The sequence below is a fragment of the Mycobacteroides sp. H001 genome, from assembly GCF_001440005.1.
In the GTDB taxonomy this organism is placed as follows: Bacteria; Actinomycetota; Actinomycetes; order Mycobacteriales; family Mycobacteriaceae; genus Mycobacterium; species Mycobacterium gwanakae.
In genome coordinates this window covers 71736-92362 of sequence record NZ_LJYH01000024.1, presented here as the reverse complement: position 1 = coordinate 92362, position 20627 = coordinate 71736, and the positions used below count along the sequence as shown (strand labels likewise).

Here is a 20627-nt window from a genome sequence, read left to right as displayed (position 1 = left end):
GGAAATGTTATCAGCCAAACCTGGGAATGCGAGCGGCAACTTTCGCCGGCCCCGGCAATCCGTCAGATCGGTATCACGACGCGCGCGGCAGCCGCCCCTTCAGCCGCCGCATCCGCAGCACCTGCGCCGTGATGTTGATCGACGAGATCATCGGAATGACCCCGAGGAACGTCCGCTCGGAGGGAGTGGCTCCATGTAGCTGCTCCAGGCTGCCGAGCACATAGAAGCAGCCCAGGCTGAAGATGGTGGCCGGAATGGAGAACGCCCACAACGATCCGCGATCGGCGATGGCCTGCCGTGCAAAGGTGAGCTCATCGGGCGACATCGGCTCCCGTTTGCGCACCTTCCTCAAGACCGATGGATAGCCACCGATCCGGTCCGCCAGCGGTGACGAGACCTGCTTCCTCAAGCGCGTGGTGTACACGAACATGCACGTCGCGAAGATCAGCAGGGCCACAAAAGCGAGAATCGCCAGGTACCCGAAGAGGTGCCAGTTGTGCCCCAAGAAGTTCCAGTTCATCGCACCGTCCCTTTGCCCCGCCATCGAGGAATCTCCCTGGAGATACTCGGGGTTTCTTTGAATCAAGTCAAGGTTCCTGACACTGCCTGCGGCTCACAGGGTTCTGCCGCCACCGGGTTGTAGGTGTGTTGTACTGGCGAGATGGCCGAGTCTCGCGAGCTCAACGAGGTGGTGGACGCCGCGATCGAGCAGTCGCTCCTCGGTGGCCCCCGCAAGTACACCCGGTCTCAGGTGTGCGAGCTGTCCGGCGTCCCGGTCGAACGCGCCCGCAAGCTATGGGTGGCACTGGGCTTCGCCGCGGCGGAAAGCGACGACGAGGTCGTGTTCACCGATGCCGACGTCGCCGCGATCCGTACCTTCGCCGCATTGGGAGCGGCTACCGCGGCCAACGAGCAGAGCCAGGTCACCGCGGCCCGCACCCTCGGCCAGGCCATGGCGCGGCTGGCCGAATGGCAGGCAGACCTACTGACCCGCGAGGTCGAAGATCGCATTGCCAACGATGGCGACGCGTTCACAACCGGCTCAAGCGTCGACGCGGTTACAAGCACAATCTCCACACTGACAGACTTGCAGGACTATGCCTGGCAGCGACATTTGGCTGCAGCACTCACCCGGTCGAATGAATCCGGCAGCACCACAAGACAATTGCTTGTTGGCTTCGCCGACATGGTTGGCTACACCCGCCTCTCCCGCCATCTGGACCTCGACGAACTGACCAACCTGCTCGAGACCTTCGAGACCGCACTCACCGAGGCAGTCACCACCCACGGCGGCTGGGTGATCAAGAACGTCGGCGACGAAGTCATGTTCGCCGCCAACAACGCCGGGGCCGGCGCGCGCATCGCCGTTGCCATGAATGCAGCGATTACCGCGGCAGCACAGGATATTCCGGATATGCCGCAGATCCGGGTGGGCCTGGCCTACGGACAAGTGCTCGTACGCTTCGGCGATCTCTACGGCACCGTGGTCAACGTCGCAGCACGACTGACCGGCGTGGCCCGGCCCGGAACGATCCTTCTCGACGACGCGGCCGCGGCGGCACTGGGAGACGACGACGAGTTCGTTCTCCATCACCTGCGCGGCGTGCGCGTTAAGGGGTTCTCCCGGTTGGGTTCGCATGTCTTGCGAACCCGCAAACGCTCATAACGACCCAATGATTTTGACGGACAGGAAAGGACATCACATGGCGCAGTACATCGAGGAAACAATCTTCGAGGCACCCCGAAAGACTGTGTATGAATTGTTCGCGGACCGCGAAGGGTACAACGAATTTCTGCCCTTCACAGTCAAGCTGGTCCGGCCTGGCACCACCGAACGGCAGGGTGTGGGGGCGATTCACCGAATCGGTGTGGGCCCGGTCGGCGTCAAGGAAGAGATCCTCGAACTTGTTGCCGGGGAACGTATTCAGTATCGCGTCGTCGGTGGACTGCCGGTGCGCTCACACATCGGAACCATCACCCTCACCGACCACCCGCGGGGAACGGCCGTGCGCTATTCCATGGAGTCCACTCCACTGATCCCAGTACCCGATACCGCGATGGTGTGGGTCCTGCGTAAATCAATGTCGAGCCTCGTCGACGGCGCACGCCGGGAAGCGGCGCGCCGGGGTGCTGCCGGGAAAGCATAGAAAGCCAAGACTATTTGAGTCACGAACGTATTTTGAATTCCAGAGTAGAAATTTGCATTTCTGGTTCAGTTCGTGCGCCATTCTTAGGCATTGCTAATTAATCACATTCGCCCCCTATAGACCGAGTGATCTTCATTTATTCAGACACCTGCGCTTTTACGTGACTACCGACTCATATCGAATACCATTCCGTCACAGTTCCATCTCGCCTGAAAATACCCTCGGTCTCATCGGTATGCGCCTTCTGACATGGCGATTAGCCGGACATCTGGGCGGCATCTGATTACCGCCGTGCGCCCGTTAGGTCACAGCCACAGTTCACATTCCGCATCAACTTCATAACCAACCTGAACGTCAGCTGGACGTCAATTTTGGGGCGTTATAAAGTTCAGCCATCGAATTTCACCAGCGTGATTTACACGCTCAAGCTAGGGAGTCGGGTCGGTGGCGATCATCATCTTTGATCGAATGGCTATTCAGGTAATTGCCAGCGCTGGTTTATGTGCGGCCGCGTTCGTATGGGCGCCATCCGCAGTCGCAGAGTCATCCGGGAGCGCGCACCACGCGGTTGAAGACGGCCCCGGAGGCTCCGGCAAGGGTGCGTTAGTCGGCGCCCCCGCCGCAGGCGCCGCGCCCGTGGCCGGGGTGCCGATACTGCCGGGGCCTGTTGCGGCACCTGTCGTACCGGCAGCGCCCATCATCCCGGCCGCACCGATTGTTCCTGCGGCGCCAGTGGTTCCGGCCGCACCGGTAGTTCCGGCCGCACCTGCCGTGGTTCCTGCGGCCGCGCCCCTTGACGGTGCCCTGGCCGCAGGCCCCGTGGCCGGAAAGGGCGTCCCGGTCGGTTCCACGGTCCCGGGCGCGCCGACGCCGGGTGTTCCGACCCCCGCCGGTCCGCAAGGCTGAGCGCTCGGGCTTACCAGCAATCGCCCGTATTCCTTTACCAGTAAGGGAATACGGGCTTTTTCATGTCGTGAGGAAGGCGGCGCCAAGGTCATCGCGCGCACTACATCGGTTGTACTGCGGCAGATTCCACAAGAGCAAGCTGCTACTCCTGCACGACCACCGGATCGCCGACATTGACATTGTCGAAGTACCACTCGGCGGCCGCCGGGCTCAGGCTGATGCAGCCGTGGCTGACATTCTCGTAGCCCATTGCCGGTACGGCCCACGGAGCCGCGTGCACGAACAGACCGCGACTGGTAAAGCGGACGGCGTACTCCACATCGATCTTGTAGCCATCGGCGGCGGTGACCGGGATTCCGACACTACTGGAATCCATCAGCACGGAGCGCTCCTTTCCCAGGACCGCGTAGGTGCCGATGGGCGTCGGATACTCCGGGCGGCCCATTGAAGCCGGGAACACCCCTTCTTCCCCCAGGCGCGGAAGATGATGCGGCGCAGGCAATCCCGATATCCCGTCCGATGGCCTTCTCCACACTCCCTCATAGGACACGGTGAACGTGTGCCGAGAGATACTGGCGATACCGATAAGGGCAGGGCCTGTCGAGATCTCCGCAGGCCTACCGCCCACCATGAGCTTCACGGTGCTGTGCGACGGCCAGAAACGATCGGGGATCCATTGCACGACATTGCTATCGAGCCATTCGTACTTTCCCGTCATGGCCGGCGTCGATGTGATACTCAGACTTCGCTCGGCTGCCGGGCGATCGGCAATCGGACCATTGAAGGTCACCACCACGGGGTGCGCGATGCCTACTGCCTTATCCGGCGCGGGCGCGATCGACCTGATATCCCATTCGAGCGGCCGGCTGACAGCTGTGGTGTCAACACCATCCGGGTGCCCGGCCAGTGTCGCGCCGACGACGGACACCGCTACAACAATGTGAAGAATTGCCCTCATCGACCGACCCCTCTGGGATGACCACTTCGTCATGAACGATGTGATCGTAAGGACGTGTCAACGGCCGAAGTAGCGGGCGCGCTTGCCGTTTCGATAACGCGTTCCCCACGGTTTGATAACGAAAACAGCAGCAGATCTGGCCCGCTAACTGATCTCATGCGCACCCCAAATATCCGCACTTCGGGAGGTGTTTTCGGGGGAGATAAGCTCCCTCAAAACGAGGTCGTCCGCGCGAGAATCTCGTCGTCGCTGGCGGCCACCGCAACAAGCATGTGCGGTAGATAGCGCTGGCTAGCGACACCCCTCAGTACAACGCTCATCAGTGCCACCCACAGCCGTGCGTCAGGTTCATCGATGCCGCCGACACCGAACTCACCGCATGGCTCAGTTGCCCACTCCTGCAACATTTCTAACGCGTTTTCGCTGGTCCAGCAGTTGCCCAGCAGAACCTCATCCCGCCATTCAGCTGTGGAACCCCTCCCAAGAGCGACCCGCACAAGTAGTTCGTCCGGATCGCCGCCAGATCCCGCACGCGTTACTCATCCACCGGCATGCGCCACCGGAGCCGCACACGGAAGAGGTTGCTCTTGCCCACGCGGTACTGGATGACTGTGGATTTTGTCGATACGGGCCACTGCTCTTGTTAGGCAAAGAAAGGAAATACGCCCGCTGAGCAGCAAAATCTAGCAGCAGCCGTCACCACTTCTCGTTGAGTGCCTGCTCGAGTATCCGTTCCAGCTCTCCTTGCACTCGCTCCAATGGCGCGGTGTCGCGATTGGAGCGCGCCAGGATCAGGCCACCCTCGATCGAGGTGACGATCAGTGTGGCCAGTGCCCCCGCGCGGGCCTGCGTGATACCGATGCCAACCAGGCCCGACGTAATGAGTTCTTGCTAGGCACGAAAGACGGTGTCGGCTTGTGGGATAAGGCTGCTGTCAATCTCTCCGCCGCCGATCGCCGCCTACGCGATGGGACAACCGGCACCGAAATCTTTGTGCTGCACTATCAGCCCCGCAACGCCGCAATCAGATTCGTGAGATCAAGCGGGGTGCTTTATCGATCACAGCTGCGCCTGCAAGCGCATTTCGTCGATGACGCCCCGGAGGGCGACCCGCCCGATCTCGATGGCGCTCGCGATAGCGGCAAGGTCCCGGGATAGCCCCGACACATCATGCGCGCCAACAGGGGGACGCACCTGAACAAACTCCACGCCTCGCGTCCGGGCGTTGTCAGCGCGCCGGTACGCGAGGTGCCGACTGAGGTGGCTCCGACCGGCACCGCGCGCGTGCCGCAGGTAGTACGGCATCAACGCGAGAAGTTCGAGCCCGGCCACGGATGCCGCCTGGTCCTTGCGCAGGGTGCGTAACACCAGTACATGCGTGGCACCCTGAGCGACAGCCGAGGGCCAGGGAATTGCCTCGGCAACGCCCCCATCGACGAATGCACGACCTGCGAGTTGCACTGGCGGGCCTGCTAACAGCGGCAGGCACGCACTCGCCCGTAACGCTGTCTGCAACGACGCCCGGCCTACGATGTATGGAGCCAAGTCACATGCCGCACCGGTCCGCGCATCGGTGGCGATCGGGTGAAACGTGATCGAATTGCCAAGTATTGCATCGAAATTCATCGGTGTGATTGAGGTGTAAACGTTACCGACCAGTGCCTTGAGATCAACTACCGGGCCGCCGCGCAGCAGCCGCGCCGGATCATTCACCTTCGCAGCGGCCACTTCTGGCCACGCCCACGACGGCAGCCACCGCTGCGCCTCCCCCGTCAGCAGCCAAGCCCCGTTCAGGGCGCCGCCCGACGTGCCGTAGACCGAGTCGAAACAACTGGTCAGGCCGAGCTCATCGAGTGCGATGCACATACCGGCGGAGTAGGCCGATCGGTTACCACCACCTTCGATCGCCAACGCGACACGGTGGCCGTCCTGGCGATTACCGGGGCGACTACCGGTAGCCAACCGGGCGGCCAACACTTCGATAAGCGAAAGCTGCCCGTCCGTCACTCGAGCGCCTCCCATACGTCGATAGTGCGCGACCCCTACCGGCCGGCGTTGCGCGCCAGGTCGATCGCGAACTGATTGACGAAGGTGCCGGCCCGAGGATCCCCGCGGTCACATGAACCGTCAGATTCCCCGGGACGCTTGACCCACAGGTAGGCATCGACGTTCGGGCTCGCGGTGGCCGTCGTGGGCGGAGTGCCCAATGCGCGGCCGCTGGGATTACACCAGTAGAGGGCATCCGCGGTGGGGCCCGCTCCATTACGCGAGGTATCGATCACGTAATGCGCGCCGTTCGTCATTCCCGAAATCGCGTCGCCGTAACCGATTTCCTCATCCGTGGTGAAGAAGTTCGCGGTATTGAGGCTGAAGCCTCGGGCCTTTCCGACGCCGACATCGTTGAGTCTGGCCGCCATCACGTCGGCACTCACCCACCGCGAGTGGCCGCCGTCGACATAGAGAGCCGTGGCCGGGTTACGGGTCAACGTGTCGACGGCATAGCGCATCAGCTCGAAGCGTTCCTGGCGTTGACCGGGCGACAGGCAGTCCGCCATGGCCAGGGCGTCCGGTTCGAGGATGATTACTGCCGGTCCCGAGCCTACGGCCGAGGCGACGCCATCGATCCATCCCCGATAGGCATCGGCGGATCCGAAACCGCCGGCGGCGAAGCTGCCGCAGTCGCGGTGGGGGATGGCGTACAGGGCCAGCACCGGGGTGGCGCCGGAGGCCTGCGCCGCGCTGATGTACTTCGCGTCCACGCTGGGGGTCGACACATTGTCCATCCAGTACGCCTGCGGCGTGTTGGCGATGGCCGTCAACTCGGGGCTCCCGGCGCCCTGCGCGGCACGCATCGCCGCCGAGTTCGGGTTGACGTAGAACCCTTGACCGTCCAAGGGGTTGTCCGCCCGCGCCACCGGACCCACGAAGAGTCCCAGACACATCACGGCCAGCAGGGGAGCCATCCGTCGCGCGAGGACACCAGCAGCTGAGGAAATCACCTCAGAAAAATAGCCTCAGCACCACAACAAGCGCCATTCGGCCCAGTGGCGATCTGCGCTATCTGTCCATCGTGTGCGGAGGGTCGTCGACTTCCTGCTTGTCTTCACAGGCGCCCAACGCGTTGACCAGTACACAGTTGTCTCCGCTGTCCTGCTGGTTGGGAGGGAGTTCCTCGCAATCGCCGACTTCGTTGACCCTCTCGCACATCACCCGAGTGCTGGGCGCCGCGTATGCCGCGGGGGCCGAGATCTGAAAAGCACCCGCGATCATCGCGGCAAAGGCCGCGGTCACGACACCTCTCATGATGGCTGCCACCGTGCCCTCCCTTCTTTGTACGGGCACAACCCCCGATCACCGTTTCAGAGCGAGAACAACGGTGAATACGGGCGGTGACCACCCATTTTACAAACTAATAATCACCGCAACGAGGGTTTCGGATATGGATCGGCGACCAACTACCCAGAACCTGCGCGCTAGGGTGCTTCCGTCGGCCTCAGCGAACAGGCCGGTAGAAAAGTTGGACACCTCATGACTGCACCCGCAGAAGCGTCGGCACTCGAAGCACGCGTCGGCCATTACTACCAGATGGACGGCCCCTACCTGGTGGGCCGCGAAAAGGTGCGCGAGTACGCCCGCGCGGTGCAGGACTACCACCCCGCGCACTGGGACGAGGCCGCCGCCGCGGGGCTCGGCTATTCCGGTCTGGTGGCGCCGTTGACGTTCACGTCGACCCCGGCCATGGCCTGTAACCGGCGCATGTTCGAATCCGTGGTCGTCGGGTACGACACCTACCTGCAGACCGAAGAGGTCTTTGAACAGCACCGCCCGATCGTGGCCGGTGACGAGCTGCACATCGACGTGGAACTGACCTCGGTGCGCCGGGTTGCGGGCAGAGACCTGATCACCGTGACCAACACCTTCACCGACACAGCCGGCGCCCGCGTGCACACGCTGCACACCACCGTCGTCGGGATCACCGCAGATGAAATCAGTCCAGGGACGATGGCGGCCGTGCAGAGGGCGATGATGCACGACGTCGACTTCTCTGGCATCGGCACAGCCGCCGACGCCTACGAGAAGACCGTCCGGCCCGAGGGCGAGGTTCGGATCGCCGCGGACAGCCGCGCACCGGGCACGCCGTCCTTCGACGATGTGCGGGCAGGCGACGAGCTACCGGTGCACCACACCCGACTATCCCGAGGCGATCTGGTCAACTACGCCGGTGTGGCCGGCGATGCCAACCCGATTCACTGGGACGAAGACATCGCCAAACTGGCCGGACTGCCCGATGTGATCGCGCACGGCATGTTGACCATGGGATTGGGTGCCGGATTCTTCTCGCTCTGGTCGGGCGACCCGGGTGCGGTGACGCGTTACGCGGTGCGACTGTCCGCACCGGCCATCGTGTCCTCCGCCGAAGGCGCGGACATCGAGTTCGGTGGCAAGATCAAATCGCTGGATCCGGAAACGCGCACCGGCGTCATCGTCGTCACCGCGAAGTCCAGCGGTAAGAAGATCTTTGGCCTGGCGACGCTGAACGTCCGCTTCAGCTGATCTGACAGCGCTAGAGCTCTGTCACGCGTCCGTTGTCGACCCTCCAGGATCGATCCAGCCGAACGTTCTGCAGCATCCGGCGATCATGTGTCACGAGCAGCAGCGCACCGTCATAGGCCTCGAGCGCCTGCTCGAGCTGCTCGATGGCGGCGAGGTCGAGGTGATTGGTCGGCTCGTCCAGAACCAACACATTGGTGCCGCATGCCTGCAGCAGTGCCAGACCCGCACGGGTGCGCTCACCAGGTGAGAGCTCGTCAACCGGGCGCTCGACGTGGTCGGCGCGCAGCCCGAACTTGGCGAGCAGGGTGCGTATATCGGCTGTCGACCATGACGGTAACCGCTGCTCGAAGCGGTCCACGAGCCGGTCCGGGCCGGTGAAATCGCCACGCGCCTGGTCGATTTCGCCGATCGAGACATTTACTCCCAGGCTCGCACGTCCCTCATCGGGTTGCAGACGCCCCAACAGCACCCGCAGCAGTGTGGACTTTCCTGCCCCGTTAGGCCCCGTAATCCCAATGCGTTCACCGGCATCAACCTGCAAGGAGACCGGCCCAAGAACAAAATCGCCTTGCCGCACAACAGCATTGGCCAGAGTCGCAACAACCGAACTCGAACGCGGTGCGGCGCCGATGGTGAACTCGAGCACCCATTCCTTGCGGGGCTCGGCCACCTCTTCCAGGCGCGCGATCCGGCTCTCCATCTGGCGAACCTTCTGCGCCTGCTTCTCGCTGGATTCGGAGGCCGCGCGGCGCCGGATCTTGTCGTTGTCGGGAGCCTTGCGCATGGCGTTGCGCACACCCTGGCTCGACCATTCCCGCTGAGTGCGAGCGCGCGCCACCAGGTCTGCCTTCTCTTCGGCGAACTCTTCGTATTGTTCGCGCCGGTGGCGCCTGCCAACCTCACGCTCTTCCAGATAGCTTTCGTAACCACCACCGAACACGGTGGTGGTGTTCTGGGCCAGGTCCAGTTCGAGGACGTGGGTGACGCTGCGGGCCAGAAACTCGCGGTCGTGACTCACCAACACCACGCCACCACGAAGATCGCGGACGAAGTCCTCGAGCCGGGCCAGTCCGTCCAGGTCAAGATCGTTTGTCGGCTCATCGAGCAAGACGATGTCGAACCGAGATAGCACCAGGGCCGCCAGTCCAACACGTGCCGCCTGCCCACCCGACAAGGACGTCATCAAGGTCGACTCCGGTCGCACCGCATCCAGACCGAGGCCCAGATCAGCCAGCGCCGCCGGCAACCGCTCGTCAAGGTCCGCCGCCCCGGAGGCGAGCCAACGATCAAACGCCGCAGAGTAGGCCTCGGCCAGATCAGCCTCCGCTAGCCCCTGCCCCGGGTCGGCCAGCGCCGCGGCCGCAGCCTCCATGGCCTGGGTGGCATCGGTACACCCCGTGCGGCGGGCAATGTAGGCCGCGACGGTTTCCCCGGGGAGGCGCTCATGCTCCTGCGGTAACCAGCCGATGAATGCGTCGGCCGGGGCAACACTGACCACACCCTCGAGTGGTTCCAGATCCCCGGCGAGGATTCGCAGAAGGGTGCTCTTGCCGGCGCCGTTGGCGCCCACGACTCCGATCACGTCCCCCGGCGCAACGGTTACATCGAGCCCCTCGAAGAGGGTGCGGTGAGCGAATCCGCCGGCCACATTTTTCGCGACAAGCGTTGCCGTCATGGCTTCATCGTCGCATCATCACGGCGCAAGAGAACCCCCCGCGCCCGTACCGGACCGATACCATCGCGCCATGCACCGGCCGGTTTCGAGACGCGATGCCCTTCGATACACCTTGGCCGCACCGATCCTCGCGGGTCTTCCGATGGTCCTCGCACCGAGTGCCTCCGCGGACGGGCCAAAGCTGATCGACTTCACCGAGCGGCTGGTGACCCCCGAACAGATCAAATCCGCCGGCTACGCGGGTGCCCTCGTCTATGTATCCGAGTTGCGGCCGGGAGCTACCTTTGACTTCAAACCCGTCACGCGTGACTACACCGCCGGGTTACGCGCCGCCGGACTGCACATCGTCAGCTGCTACCAGTACGGCAAGCCCGGATGGCCCACTCCGTCCGACTTCACCCGCGGCTACGACGGCGGCGTTGCCGACGCCCAGACCGCCTTGCGACTACACGGGGCCTCGGATGGGCCCGATACCGCGCCGATCTTCTTCAGCGTCGACGAGGACATCGACCAGAACACCTGGAAAACACTTGCAGTCCAATGGTTCCGGGGCATCAATTCGGTACTCGGAGTTCGCCGTACCGGCATCTATGGTCACGCCCGGGCGTGCGGGTGGGCGATCGGCGACGGCGTCATCGGGCATTCCACGACCGGCGGTTACCGCTGGGCCTGGCAGACACGAGCGTGGTCAGGCGGGGCACGTGAGCCAGCCGCCGTGCTGTACCAGAGCGCAGTAAACACGGCGTCGAACCCCGGCCCACTGATCGGTGACGTCCACGTGGATGTCGACGATGTACTGGCAACCGATTTCGGCCAGTGGGACTTGAGCCGCTAGCGATCTCGCACCGCGGCCGAACCAGATTTGCCACGGAGGGACGCCCCCACATCGAAGGAAGGTTACGCTAACCTTCATTGGCTGGCCCGATCTCGCAGGCGGTCAGCAGCACTGGAGAGGAGACGCCAGGCTGCCCGCGTGTGGCCCTGGAAATCGGTCAGATGATGCGTTGTGAAACTGATTCCCCCACAGTCGGTCCGGTCGACGGCGCAGGCAACAGGTCATGACGGCTCCGGTATGGATGGCGGCACCTCCCGAAGTGCATTCGGCCCTACTCAGCAGCGGCCCCGGCCCAGGGTCTCTACTCGCCGCGGCATATGCCTGGCGCTCCTTGAGCACTGAATACTCTGCAGCGGCAACCGAACTCACCACGACGTTGGGCACGGTACAAAGCGGTCCCTGGAACGGGCCCAGCGCAGATCAGTACCAGGCGGCGCATGTGCCATACCTCAGCTGGTTGCAGCAGACCAGTACCGTCAGCGCCGGGGTGGCCGCCCAGACCGAGACGGCGGCCACGGCCTATTCCGAGGCGCTGGCCACCATGCCCACCCTTGCCGAGCTCGCCGCGAATCATGCGGCGCATGGGGCACTTACCGCCACCAATTTCTTTGGTATCAACACCATTCCGATCGCACTCAATGAGGCCGACTACATCCGGATGTGGATACAGGCCGCGACCGTGATGAGCACCTACCAGGCTGTCTCCGAAACTTCGGTGACCACAGCACCGCCGACCCTCCCGTCACCGGTGGTTCTCTCGCCAGAAAGTGGTCGCACCACGCGGGCCGCGGCTCAGGACGCCACCAAGCCACCCCCCATCGTGCCTGATCCGAACGATCCCATCGAGATGTTGCTGGCGAACTCCCAACACTTTCTGGGTATGTATCGCGCGCTGAAGGGACTGATTACCGACCCGGTCGGCACCATCATCCAGATCATCATCGACTTCTCCACTAATCCGGCCGCAGCCCTGGTTACCTGGCAACCGCTGTTCTTCGTATTCGCCTATGCCGCAACGTTTGGTGTGATGGGAACGCCGATCTACGCCGCAATCTTGGGCCCCGCGGCAGGTATCTCACTGCCGCTCGCCATCACCTTGGGCAGCCTCTCTCAGATGCCTGCGGCGCCACCTGCCGATGTCGCCGCGGAGGTCGTCCATCCCCGTGCCGACCAGCCGAATGCGGTCGCGATGAGCGGTGGCACGGTGACCACGGCGAGCTCGGCCGCACCTCCCCCACCATCCACCTCTACGGTGACCCCTACCTCTGCCCCGGCTCCCACCACCCCACCACCCGCGGGCGCAGAAGGACTCGGATACGCCGTTCGGGGGGACGGGCCCGGATTCGGGTTCGGGCCAACCATGGGCCAGAGCACTGGCGCCGCAGCTCATGCCCCGAGCAGTGCCGTGGCGGCCGCGGCCGCACTGGCCTGCAACCCTGGAAAGTCCAAGAGCCGCAGGCGCCGTCGCGGAACCGCCGAGGACCGCGGGTACCGTCACGAATACGCCACCCTGGACAACGACATCTCTGCCGACACCGCCGCCGCCGATCCGCTGACGGTGAGCGCTTCACGTACCGGCGCGGGGAAGCTCGGCTTCGCCGGTGTGCGCACCACATCGGCACCCGCCGAGGCCGCCGGACTCACCACCCTCGCTGGCGACTCCCCCGAAAGCCGGGTTACCCCCATGCTCCCGGGAACGTGGAACACCGCGGAAGACGGCGGCGAAACTCGCTGATCTGGGCACCAGCTGCCGCACATACGTGCCGTTCGAAACATTTGCCATTGTTCGTGTTTGGGAATCACATCGAGCGGGTATATCCCGGTCGTGAGGCCGAAGTGGCCGCTACGAACCTTGAGCAAGGAGAGCCGCATCATGATTATCTTGGGTGTTCTGCTAGCAGTCCTGGGGTACGTCTTGGCCGTCCCGATTCTCCAGACGGTGGGGATAATCCTGGTAGTAGCCGGTGCGGTCCTGTGGATCTTAGGGGCGGTGGGCAGGCCCGTCGCGGGTCGCAAGGTGTGGTTCTGAGTGTTGGTGCGCCGCATTGCCCGTCCCATGCTCGGGTCCATATTCATCGCTGCGGGCACCGATGGCCTCCGCCATCCGGAGGCATCGGCTGCCGTTGCCGAACCCCTGGTCAACGATCTTTTGGAGAACGCACCCAGCTCAGCCACCCGATACCTGCCACGAGACCCGACGACCTACGTCCAAATACACGGGGCCGCACAGCTTGCCGCTGGATTGGCCTTGGCCAGTGGGCGGCTCCCCCGGATATCGGCCTGGGTACTGGCAGGCACCCTGGTCCCGGTGACCCTGGGCAGCAAGGCATTCTGGCGCGAGGCCGATCCAGCCCTCAAATTGCAGCAGAAGACCGACTTCTGGAAGAACGTCTCCATCTTGGGCGGTCTGATCATTGCCGGCATCGACACTGAGGGGCGGCCCGGCTTATCGTGGCGTGCGCGCAGGGCAGCTAGCGACGCTGTCGCCGTGGTTACCTCGGCGCTCCCCGGGGCCGAAGACACTTCGCAGTCGCTCCGCGCTAAGACGGTAGAGCTGGGAGAAGCGGCGCGCGAGAAGGTTCCCGTGATCGCCGAACACGCCCGCGAACGGGGTGCGGAGATCGCCGAGGCCGCGCAACGCCGGGGCGGCCAGCTGGCGGATATCGCGTCACGGCGGGGAAGTGAACTTGCGGAACGCATCTCAGAGCACAGCGCCGAACTGGCCAGCGCGGCAGATAAAGGCCGGAAACAGATCGAGGCACTTGCCGCCGATCCGCCACCGAGACTCCGCAGGTTCGCCCGCACCTTCGGTCGCCACTAAGACACGGCGAAGCCCATTCCACGCATGACGGTGTCCACGTGATCGTCGTAGAGCGCATCGCTGTCAGTCACGAGATCCCGAAGACTCCCGAAGATCTCGCCGGCGAGATACCCGGTGATGGATGTCCACGCCGAGATACCGATCCCGATGATCGCGGTGTCAGCCGCTGCGTCCGTAGTCGTTCCCAGCAGCGCAGCAAGTAGTGGCCCCGGAGCCAACGGGCGGAATGCAGTGCGTTGCGGCACCGCCTCACCCGCCGCGACGGCGTTGAGATACGCGCCCATGAAGGAGACGATGACTTGCACTGCAGCAGGACCGGTCTCGGAGGGTTGCGCACGATATCCCGGGATGGGCGTACCGCTAAGCAAGGCGAAATCTCCCGGATTCGCGAGCGCCCAGCGACGGGCGGCGACGAACGCGGCGCGTACCCGCCCCCTCGCACTGCCCTGCTCCGCGGCTTCTTGCCCCTCGCTCATCGCTTCGGCAAGGGCGACATTGGCGTCAACGCACAATGCGGTAATCAGCGCTGCCTGCGTATCGAAGTAGCGGAACAGTGCCGCAGGTGCCATACCCATTTCTCGGGAGATCGCTCGTAGAGACAGGGCACCGGTACCGCCGTCGGCGAGCTGCCTTCTGGCGTGGGACTTGATCTCATCCGTTGTCTGCGCACGCTGTCTTGCCCGCCTCGTGGCGGGGACATCCGCGGCATTCGTCGGGGTGGGCACGTGGCCAGTCTATGAATGCCGTGTGCTCAGCTGTTGCCGAGCCTGGGCCGAAGTAGATCCACACCCGGGCCGGTGAGCTCGGACAGCGCGCTGGGACGGGCACCGACCGCCATCACGATTGCCTCTCCTGGGCCTCGAATCTCCGGGCCGTCACCGTAGGTCCAGTCCACATCGGTTGCCGTCCAACGCAACCCCTTGAGTCTGCGTTTCGAGTGAATAAAAGGGTCAGGATTCTCCAGTACGGTTCGCAGCGTGTCAGCGGGCACCTTCCGGAACCGCTTTAGCGGGCGCCGGATGTCCTGGTGATGAATGAGCAGATCAGCGAGAACCAGCTTCGGCTGGATCTTCGCCGAATAGCTTCTGTCGATGGTGGATTCGAAGGCCGCGAGCAGCTCGTCGGTCGACCATCCTTCTGCTCGGTCGACATAGAGCTGGTTCAATTTATCGGCCGATCCGCGCACCCGGACGACCTCGTAGAGGTACCTGGGGAACGAAGTTCCGTCATACAGCACGTGGGCCACCACATCACGCACCCTCCACCCCGCACACAGTGACGGCGAGTCCCATTCCTGCGGAGCGAGCGCGTGCAGCAGTGCGGCGAGGTCGCGCTTCTCCTGCTGAACCATCGCGTACACATCGGCTCGAGACATCTTTAGCTCCCTTGGCTCGGTGTTCCCTCGGCGCATTCAGTGAAATCGCAGCCGGATGAAGTTGCCCAGGCCGTTCCTTCGCCAGCTCGACAGCATTTTTGGCGTCGGCAGCCAAAATGGATCGGGCACATGGAATCCGAGCCGCGTGGCCCGGGTGAGGCCCATCTGCCGCATTTGTCGTGCCATCGTCAGCAGCGGCAGACTGGGTTGATAGGAGTAGTCGTGTCGCCCTCGCGCGATCGAACCGGAAATCAGGCGCGCCATCTCGGCGGGCGATCGAGTAACTCCGGCGATCCCGGGATGCTCTGCTCTCCACTGATTCACGGCGTCTTCCGATGCAAAGAAGCTGTTGTAATCGCACCAGCCGACGACCCGATGGGGCATCTCACGAACCGGATATCCGAGGTGTACCCGCAGTGTCTTGGGTGAGTAGTCGACCAGCAGGCCGTCCCGCCCGACGAGGCGCACCGGCTGCTTGGTCTGCCGGCACACAGAGTCCACGATCACCTCCGCACCGGGGAACTGCCCGGATATCGCGCACGCCTCGACAGCACATTCCGCGAACCACTTCTGCTGACCATCAACGGTAATCGCGTAGTGGTTCGCGAAGGTCGCAAACGGGCGCGCGTAGACCAGCTCGCCCAGCGGCGGCTGCGGGGCACTGAGCACTTCGTCTTGGAAAGTCTCGCTGTCCGCATGCTCCTGGTCCTGGCGGGCAACACAGATCGCGCCCTCCAGGGCACGCAGGAGCAGAGCGACCTCCCCGTCCGACAGCGCGAATTCGCTGCGTAGTTGCGCAACCGTCGGCACGGTTCCGTCGGTCAGCATCTGCGCCATGATGCGCCCTCGGAGCGCACGCGCCTCATCGGTCAATATCGCCATCGACGCCTCCACTAGTGATCACTGCTCACTTTCCGATCACTGTACACATGCCGTTGGGCGTCCTCAATGCGCAACAACCCCCGTCCAGGCGGCGCCTGCGGGGCCCGGTAATATGACCGTGTGGTCATATCGGTAATGGCCGCCACCGATGTGAAGGGGATTCCGTGTCCGTACGCCGCACCGTCCAAAACCTTGCTCAGCGCCGCACCCTGCTGCCTGCGCCGATCGATTCACTGCTGGCAGGCCCGGGACGTGACGTCAGCCAACTGACGGTGGTCGTTACGGGTGCGTCGGCCGGAATCGGCCGACAGGCCGTCATCCAACTACGCGCCCGGGGAGCTCGCGTGATCGGTGTGGCCCGGCGGGCCGATGAGCTGAAGGCTCTCGCGGAGGAAACCGGTTGCGAGTGGCGCACCTGCGATCTGAACGACGAGGCGGAGATCACCCGGCTGCTGGAGGACCTCTGCGATCAGCGCGTGGATGTGTTGGTGAACAACGCCGGTCGCTCCATCCGCCGTCGCATCATCGACGCGACCGACCGGCTGCACGACTACCAGCGGACCATGGCGCTGAACTACTTCGCGCCCGTGCAGCTGAGCCTGGGTTTACTGCCCGGAATGATCGAGCGGGGCCGCGGCCAAATCGTCAATGTCTGCACGTGGGCCCTGCACGCCAACACTTTTCCGCGCTTCTCCGCCTATGCGGCGTCCAAGAGCGCACTGGCGATCTTCGGCCGCACCCTGAACGCCGAACAGCCACACCCCGGTGTCCGCGCGACCAATGTGTACTTCCCACTGGTGCGCACCGAAATGATCGCACCCACAGCTGAATACGAGGCCGCCGTAGCACTGTCCGCACCGGAAGCCGGTCGCTGGATCATGCGCGCCGTGACTCACCAGCCGGTGGAGGTCAACGCCGCCGTGCTGCGCGCATTGCTACCGGCGATCGACTTGTTCTCACCGGCAGCAGCGGACACCACCATCGCGTCGATCACATAGGTCCGGTTACCGTACGGATTTGATCGGAAGCACTGCCAGCGCGCCGAGGACCGACAGCACCATGGACGCCAGATACAGGATGCTGAAGTCCCCTTGAGTGTGATGTAGCCCGAATAGCGCTGTTGCCAACATGGGCACAAGCAACTGCGGCAACAGGTACGCCATAGCCACCACGCCAAGGTCTTTCCCCGACGACTCCGTCTCGGGGAGCACCTCCGTCATCAGTGCCAAATCCACGGCGGCGTAGGCGCCCTGCCCTGCTCCGATCACAGCCGCGCCGAGCAACAGCGAATGAAAGTCTTTGAACAGCAGTAAGATCACCAGGCCGACCGCAGTGATCAGGCATGAGGTCCAGACGATGCCCTTGCGCCGACCGGTGCGATCTGACCACCACGCCGATATCGCTGCGGTGATCGTATTGGTGATCAGGAAGGCACCGATGATGATGCCGTACTTGGCGGCTGCCTCATGCTCCGACAATCCCAAGGTGCCCGCCACGATGTACAGCATGTAGACCGTCACCAACAGCACCGACATCGTGACGAAAAGGCGGCAGATCCATGCCCACGCGAAATCCTGGTGTTTCCTTGGATTTATCCAATAGCTCGCGAGGATCGCTTGCCAACTTCGGGGGACCCGCTGCGTGCGGACGGTGTCACGCAGAATTAGTGCGGCGGCGCCATTGAACATCAGCGCCAGCACCGCCGGGAGTCCGAACCACCAGCGCGGATCGTTCGGTAGGACGTTGATGAACACGCTGCCGACCACAGGCGCAAGGCTGGTCGAGATGCCAAACACCGCCGCCACACGTGCCCGGATCGCGACCGATATCTGATCTGCCAACAACGCATTAAAGACCACCAGAGTCGCGGCGAAACCAATCTGGGTGATGCACCAACCCGCGACTACTCCACCGACCGTCGGTGCCGTGGCCAAAGTCGTCAAACCCACCGCACCGACAAGGGTGCCGCCTACCAGGAACGGCCTGCGAATACCGAACCGCGAGATCGAGGTGTCACTGAGATGGCCTAAGGGGGGCGTCACCACGATGATCGCAATGCCACCGAGAGCCATCGTCAGCGACAGCACCTGCGTCTTGTGCGCCGGGTCAAGCTCGGCCAGCCGCAGCGGGATGCTCACCGCACCGGCGGCGAGCAGCGCGACCGCGGAGGCGAAGTAGGCCAGCAGAAAGACCGGCAGGAAGGCGCGCGGCTGCACAACCCGGACATCCGCCTCAAGGCGTGTAGCAGGCGTTTCCGTAGACATACGGTCCTCTCGATGTTCTTCGAACAACCACTGTAGGTGCTCACGCGCTAGGGCCGCTGGGCACGAGATCGGGGCACAATCGTTGCGGCACCCTGAAACCGACAACTGAGGCGGATACTCATGGCACGCATCGACACCCACCATCACTGCATCCCGGCCCTGTATCGCAAGGTCCTACAAACCGCCGGAATCGATGAGGCCGGCGGGCGGGCGCTACCGGACTGGAGCCCCGAGGCATCCCTGGAGACCATGGATGCCCTGGACATCGCCACTGCAATCCTGTCGGTGTCGACACCGGGCACTACCTTCTTGTCCTCCGCCTCTGATGCCGCGGCGCTGGCCCGCGACCTGAACGACTACACCGCGTCCGTCGTCGACGGACGTCCGAATCGGTTCGGCTTCTTCGCCACCGTCCCGATGCCCCATATCGATGCGTCTATCGCCGAAACCGTTCGTGCACTGGATGTCTTACGCGCAGATGGCGTGATCCTGCTGGCCAACAACGACGGCGTCTACCTCGGCCAGGACGGGCAGGACGATCTGTTCGCCGCTCTGGACGCCCGCTCAGCGGTGGTCTTCATCCATCCCGCCGATCTGCCCGGACCGGCCATAACCGGGGTGTTGCCCTTTGCCGCCGACTTCCTTCTCGATACCACCCGTGCCGCATACCTTTTGGTCCGCAACGGAATCCGCCGCAAGTACCCGAACATCAAGTTCATCCTCAGCCACGCGGGTGGCTTCGTGCCGTACGCCAGCCACCGCATGGCCGTCGCCATCACCAGCGACACGGGGGCCAGCCCCGCGGACAATCTGGACGACTTCGCAAGCTTCTACTTCGATACCGCACTGTCCTCCAGCCCTGCCGCACTGCCCTCGTTGCTGGCATTCGCCAAACCCGGTCACGTCTTGTTCGGATCGGACTGGCCGTTCGCGCCGCTGGCAGCCTCACAGCTGTTCGCCGCCGGTCTGGAGAACTACCCTCTGGACAATTCGGCTCGCGCCGCGATCGACCATGCCAATGCCCTGAGGCTCTTTCCCCGTCTCGGCACGGCACCTACTCCCCCGACGCGGTCGCTCGCGGACAACGCACGGAACCTGGCGCGTCGCACCGTGATGCGTGGCGTCGCGCATTTGATGGCTTCGCGGTGAACTTCGTCGTGAAGCACCAACGAGGTCATCCGGACGTTGTCTACGACATCGCCGGTGTGCTGCGCATCTGCATGCTGTCACCTTGCTTGAAGGGATAGGCCACGGGTCGCGTCAAGGAAGGGTGTCTGCGGGCGTTATGCCGGTAGCCCCATGCTTCTGGTCCGGCTATAGGGAGGAAGTCATCGATGACCTGGTGCCGATGGGCCATGGTGAGTGCCCGGTGCACGACCGCATTGTTGGCGGCCCATAAGCGCTGATGACGTTGCACCCCAATAAGTTCCAACCATTCATCCGGCAAGGTCGAAACCGCCGCGTGGGCGGCCATCCGCAGGAACGGGTTGATGGGTAGGAGCGGAAAGGCTGGTGCGGCTGGGGGTTTCAGGAAGAACGAAACGAGCTTGCGCATTTCAGCGGTGGGCCTGATGATCTTCTTGGCGTCGACGGCGAGGTAGTCGGCGACATCTTCCGGGGTGGCGGGCACGTAGCGCGGCGGGATGCCCAGCAGGTCGGCCGTGATGAGGCTTTCCCGGTAGAACCGGCGGATCTCCTCGTCGGTCAGCTGTTGCCCGGGCGGGCAGAAGCGCTGGTAGCACTCGAGCAGCCCATGCCAACCGGTCACATAGACGAACAGCAGCGTCTCAGGGACATTCGCGACATAGGGCTGTTGGGTATCGGGCACCACACCATTGACCGCACTGTGCCGCTTGAACAGCCACTGGCCAATCTTCTCCGCGGCCTCGGTGTCGCCGAAGACCGCTTGGGTGAAGAACATTTTGGAACGCCGGACTCGGCCAAGAGGATCCGCGGCATAGGTGGAGTGTTGATCGACTCCGGCGGCGCCGGCCGGATCGAACACGGCGACGATGGAGCCCCGGATGCCCGCGAGCGAGATGACGGGATGTCCCCACACTTTCCAACTCACCGATTCCGGGCCGAAGTAGCCCGCGTTGCGACGCGGCCCGTTGGCGATCTGCAAGGCACGGCGGCCCGATTTACCTAATGCGTCGACGAGAAGATCCATCCCTGGGCCTCTTTCCTGTATTCCCTGACGGGCAGTGCGA

General features: G+C 63.7%; 21 protein-coding genes. 10 read left to right on the top strand and 11 right to left on the bottom strand.

The window, feature by feature from the left end:
• Positions 1 to 73: 73 nt before the first annotated feature.
• On the bottom strand, positions 74 to 520 hold the full coding sequence (locus AOT83_RS06920; protein ID WP_030097603.1) for a hypothetical protein: 447 nt from the start codon (positions 518 to 520) through the stop codon (positions 74 to 76).
• Between the two features lie 141 nt (positions 521 to 661).
• On the opposite strand from AOT83_RS06920, the gene AOT83_RS06915 reads away from it, so the two are divergent.
• The 3 genes from AOT83_RS06915 (at position 662) to AOT83_RS06905 (ending at position 3053) form a co-directional block, all read left to right on the top strand.
• Positions 662 to 1666 (top strand): adenylate/guanylate cyclase domain-containing protein, encoded by a 1005-nt coding sequence (locus AOT83_RS06915; protein ID WP_057964597.1) that lies wholly within the window; start codon positions 662 to 664, stop codon positions 1664 to 1666.
• 37 nt (positions 1667 to 1703) lie between these two features.
• Positions 1704 to 2147, top strand: coding sequence for an SRPBCC family protein (locus AOT83_RS06910; protein ID WP_030097605.1), 444 nt, complete (start codon positions 1704 to 1706; stop codon positions 2145 to 2147).
• A gap of 468 nt (positions 2148 to 2615) precedes the next feature.
• Positions 2616 to 3053, top strand: a complete 438-nt coding sequence (locus AOT83_RS06905; RefSeq protein WP_030097606.1) for a hypothetical protein — start codon at positions 2616 to 2618, stop codon at positions 3051 to 3053.
• 142 nt (positions 3054 to 3195) lie between these two features.
• Here the strand turns inward: AOT83_RS06905 and AOT83_RS06900 are convergent, their stop codons facing one another.
• The 4 genes from AOT83_RS06900 to AOT83_RS06880 form a co-directional block, all read right to left on the bottom strand.
• The gene (locus tag AOT83_RS06900) at positions 3196 to 3993 is read right to left on the bottom strand and encodes a L,D-transpeptidase (protein WP_030097607.1); all 798 of its coding nucleotides are present in this window, start codon (positions 3991 to 3993) and stop codon (positions 3196 to 3198) included.
• A gap of 1077 nt (positions 3994 to 5070) precedes the next feature.
• Positions 5071 to 6033 (bottom strand): patatin-like phospholipase family protein, encoded by a 963-nt coding sequence (locus AOT83_RS06890; protein ID WP_057964595.1) that lies wholly within the window; start codon positions 6031 to 6033, stop codon positions 5071 to 5073.
• 20 nt (positions 6034 to 6053) lie between these two features.
• Entirely contained in the window at positions 6054 to 7007 is a 954-nt protein-coding gene (locus AOT83_RS06885; RefSeq protein ID WP_234797746.1) for a glycoside hydrolase family 6 protein, read from the bottom strand.
• A gap of 61 nt (positions 7008 to 7068) precedes the next feature.
• Positions 7069 to 7326 carry a hypothetical protein gene (locus AOT83_RS06880; protein WP_232783270.1) on the bottom strand — a complete coding sequence of 86 codons (258 nt, stop codon included), beginning with the start codon at positions 7324 to 7326 and terminating at the stop codon, positions 7069 to 7071.
• 213 nt (positions 7327 to 7539) lie between these two features.
• Between AOT83_RS06880 and AOT83_RS06875 the strand changes: the two genes are divergently transcribed.
• Positions 7540 to 8565 carry a fused (3R)-hydroxyacyl-ACP dehydratase subunits HadA/HadB gene (locus AOT83_RS06875; protein WP_030097611.1) on the top strand — a complete coding sequence of 342 codons (1026 nt, stop codon included), beginning with the start codon at positions 7540 to 7542 and terminating at the stop codon, positions 8563 to 8565.
• A gap of 10 nt (positions 8566 to 8575) precedes the next feature.
• Here AOT83_RS06875 and AOT83_RS06870 read toward each other — a convergent pair whose 3' ends face one another.
• Positions 8576 to 10240: an ABC-F family ATP-binding cassette domain-containing protein gene (locus AOT83_RS06870; RefSeq protein WP_057964593.1), complete on the bottom strand. Its 1665-nt coding sequence runs from the start codon at positions 10238 to 10240 to the stop codon at positions 8576 to 8578.
• Between the two features lie 70 nt (positions 10241 to 10310).
• Here AOT83_RS06870 and AOT83_RS06865 point away from each other — a divergent pair, with 70 nt between their 5' ends.
• The 4 genes from AOT83_RS06865 to AOT83_RS06850 all read left to right on the top strand — a co-directional run bounded on the left by AOT83_RS06865 (position 10311) and on the right by AOT83_RS06850 (position 13896).
• Complete coding sequence (locus AOT83_RS06865; protein WP_057964592.1) at positions 10311 to 11075, top strand: DUF1906 domain-containing protein; 765 nt, start codon at positions 10311 to 10313, stop codon at positions 11073 to 11075.
• 223 nt (positions 11076 to 11298) lie between these two features.
• Positions 11299 to 12810, top strand: a complete 1512-nt coding sequence (locus tag AOT83_RS06860) for a PPE domain-containing protein (RefSeq protein ID WP_057964591.1) — start codon at positions 11299 to 11301, stop codon at positions 12808 to 12810.
• Positions 12811 to 12948: 138 nt separating this feature from the next.
• The gene (locus AOT83_RS06855) at positions 12949 to 13104 is read left to right on the top strand and encodes a hypothetical protein (protein WP_044105576.1); all 156 of its coding nucleotides are present in this window, start codon (positions 12949 to 12951) and stop codon (positions 13102 to 13104) included.
• Positions 13105 to 13896: a DoxX family protein gene (locus AOT83_RS06850; protein ID WP_057964589.1), complete on the top strand. Its 792-nt coding sequence runs from the start codon at positions 13105 to 13107 to the stop codon at positions 13894 to 13896.
• Here AOT83_RS06850 and AOT83_RS06845 read toward each other — a convergent pair.
• From AOT83_RS06845 to merB, 3 genes are read right to left on the bottom strand one after another with little or no spacing between them, the layout of a single operon-like run.
• On the bottom strand, positions 13893 to 14621 hold the full coding sequence (locus tag AOT83_RS06845; protein ID WP_030097616.1) for a TetR/AcrR family transcriptional regulator: 729 nt from the start codon (positions 14619 to 14621) through the stop codon (positions 13893 to 13895). The genes AOT83_RS06850 and AOT83_RS06845 overlap by 4 nt on opposite strands.
• 26 nt (positions 14622 to 14647) lie before the next feature.
• Positions 14648 to 15271, bottom strand: coding sequence for a maleylpyruvate isomerase family mycothiol-dependent enzyme (locus tag AOT83_RS06840; RefSeq protein WP_030097617.1), 624 nt, complete (start codon positions 15269 to 15271; stop codon positions 14648 to 14650).
• 36 nt (positions 15272 to 15307) lie between these two features.
• A complete protein-coding gene (gene merB / locus AOT83_RS06835; RefSeq protein ID WP_057964648.1) occupies positions 15308 to 16153 on the bottom strand; it encodes an alkylmercury lyase family protein in 846 nt (281 codons plus the stop codon).
• A gap of 164 nt (positions 16154 to 16317) precedes the next feature.
• Between merB and AOT83_RS06830 the strand changes: the two genes are divergently transcribed.
• Positions 16318 to 17151 carry an SDR family NAD(P)-dependent oxidoreductase gene (locus AOT83_RS06830; protein WP_057964588.1) on the top strand — a complete coding sequence of 278 codons (834 nt, stop codon included), beginning with the start codon at positions 16318 to 16320 and terminating at the stop codon, positions 17149 to 17151.
• Between the two features lie 6 nt (positions 17152 to 17157).
• On the opposite strand, the gene AOT83_RS06825 is transcribed toward AOT83_RS06830, so the two are convergent.
• Positions 17158 to 18417 (bottom strand): MFS transporter, encoded by a 1260-nt coding sequence (locus AOT83_RS06825; protein ID WP_057964587.1) that lies wholly within the window; start codon positions 18415 to 18417, stop codon positions 17158 to 17160.
• A gap of 120 nt (positions 18418 to 18537) precedes the next feature.
• On the opposite strand from AOT83_RS06825, the gene AOT83_RS06820 reads away from it, so the two are divergent.
• Positions 18538 to 19566, top strand: coding sequence for an amidohydrolase family protein (locus tag AOT83_RS06820; RefSeq protein WP_057964586.1), 1029 nt, complete (start codon positions 18538 to 18540; stop codon positions 19564 to 19566).
• A 40-nt stretch (positions 19567 to 19606) separates the two neighbouring features.
• Here AOT83_RS06820 and AOT83_RS06815 read toward each other — a convergent pair whose 3' ends face one another.
• Entirely contained in the window at positions 19607 to 20587 is a 981-nt protein-coding gene (locus AOT83_RS06815) for an oxygenase MpaB family protein (RefSeq protein ID WP_057964585.1), read from the bottom strand.
• Between the last annotated feature and the right edge of the window lie 40 nt (positions 20588 to 20627).

What these genes read in the sequence shown, in the direction of transcription:
- AOT83_RS06905 (WP_030097606.1), top strand. Translation starts at nt 2,616, where the DNA reads ATGGCTATTCAGGTAATTGCCAGCGCTGGTTTATGTGCGGCCGCGTTC.
- AOT83_RS06920 (WP_030097603.1), bottom strand. Translation starts at nt 520, where the DNA reads ATGAACTGGAACTTCTTGGGGCACAACTGGCACCTCTTCGGGTACCTG.
- AOT83_RS06875 (WP_030097611.1), top strand. Translation starts at nt 7,540, where the DNA reads ATGACTGCACCCGCAGAAGCGTCGGCACTCGAAGCACGCGTCGGCCAT.
- AOT83_RS06815 (WP_057964585.1), bottom strand. Translation starts at nt 20,587, where the DNA reads ATGGATCTTCTCGTCGACGCATTAGGTAAATCGGGCCGCCGTGCCTTG.
- AOT83_RS06915 (WP_057964597.1), top strand. Translation starts at nt 662, where the DNA reads ATGGCCGAGTCTCGCGAGCTCAACGAGGTGGTGGACGCCGCGATCGAG.
- AOT83_RS06825 (WP_057964587.1), bottom strand. Translation starts at nt 18,417, where the DNA reads ATGTCTACGGAAACGCCTGCTACACGCCTTGAGGCGGATGTCCGGGTT.
- AOT83_RS06820 (WP_057964586.1), top strand. Translation starts at nt 18,538, where the DNA reads ATGGCACGCATCGACACCCACCATCACTGCATCCCGGCCCTGTATCGC.
- AOT83_RS06910 (WP_030097605.1), top strand. Translation starts at nt 1,704, where the DNA reads ATGGCGCAGTACATCGAGGAAACAATCTTCGAGGCACCCCGAAAGACT.
- merB (WP_057964648.1), bottom strand. Translation starts at nt 16,153, where the DNA reads ATGGCGATATTGACCGATGAGGCGCGTGCGCTCCGAGGGCGCATCATG.
- AOT83_RS06865 (WP_057964592.1), top strand. Translation starts at nt 10,311, where the DNA reads ATGCACCGGCCGGTTTCGAGACGCGATGCCCTTCGATACACCTTGGCC.
- AOT83_RS06860 (WP_057964591.1), top strand. Translation starts at nt 11,299, where the DNA reads ATGACGGCTCCGGTATGGATGGCGGCACCTCCCGAAGTGCATTCGGCC.
- AOT83_RS06840 (WP_030097617.1), bottom strand. Translation starts at nt 15,271, where the DNA reads ATGTCTCGAGCCGATGTGTACGCGATGGTTCAGCAGGAGAAGCGCGAC.
- AOT83_RS06870 (WP_057964593.1), bottom strand. Translation starts at nt 10,240, where the DNA reads ATGACGGCAACGCTTGTCGCGAAAAATGTGGCCGGCGGATTCGCTCAC.
- AOT83_RS06890 (WP_057964595.1), bottom strand. Translation starts at nt 6,033, where the DNA reads ATGGGAGGCGCTCGAGTGACGGACGGGCAGCTTTCGCTTATCGAAGTG.
- AOT83_RS06855 (WP_044105576.1), top strand. Translation starts at nt 12,949, where the DNA reads ATGATTATCTTGGGTGTTCTGCTAGCAGTCCTGGGGTACGTCTTGGCC.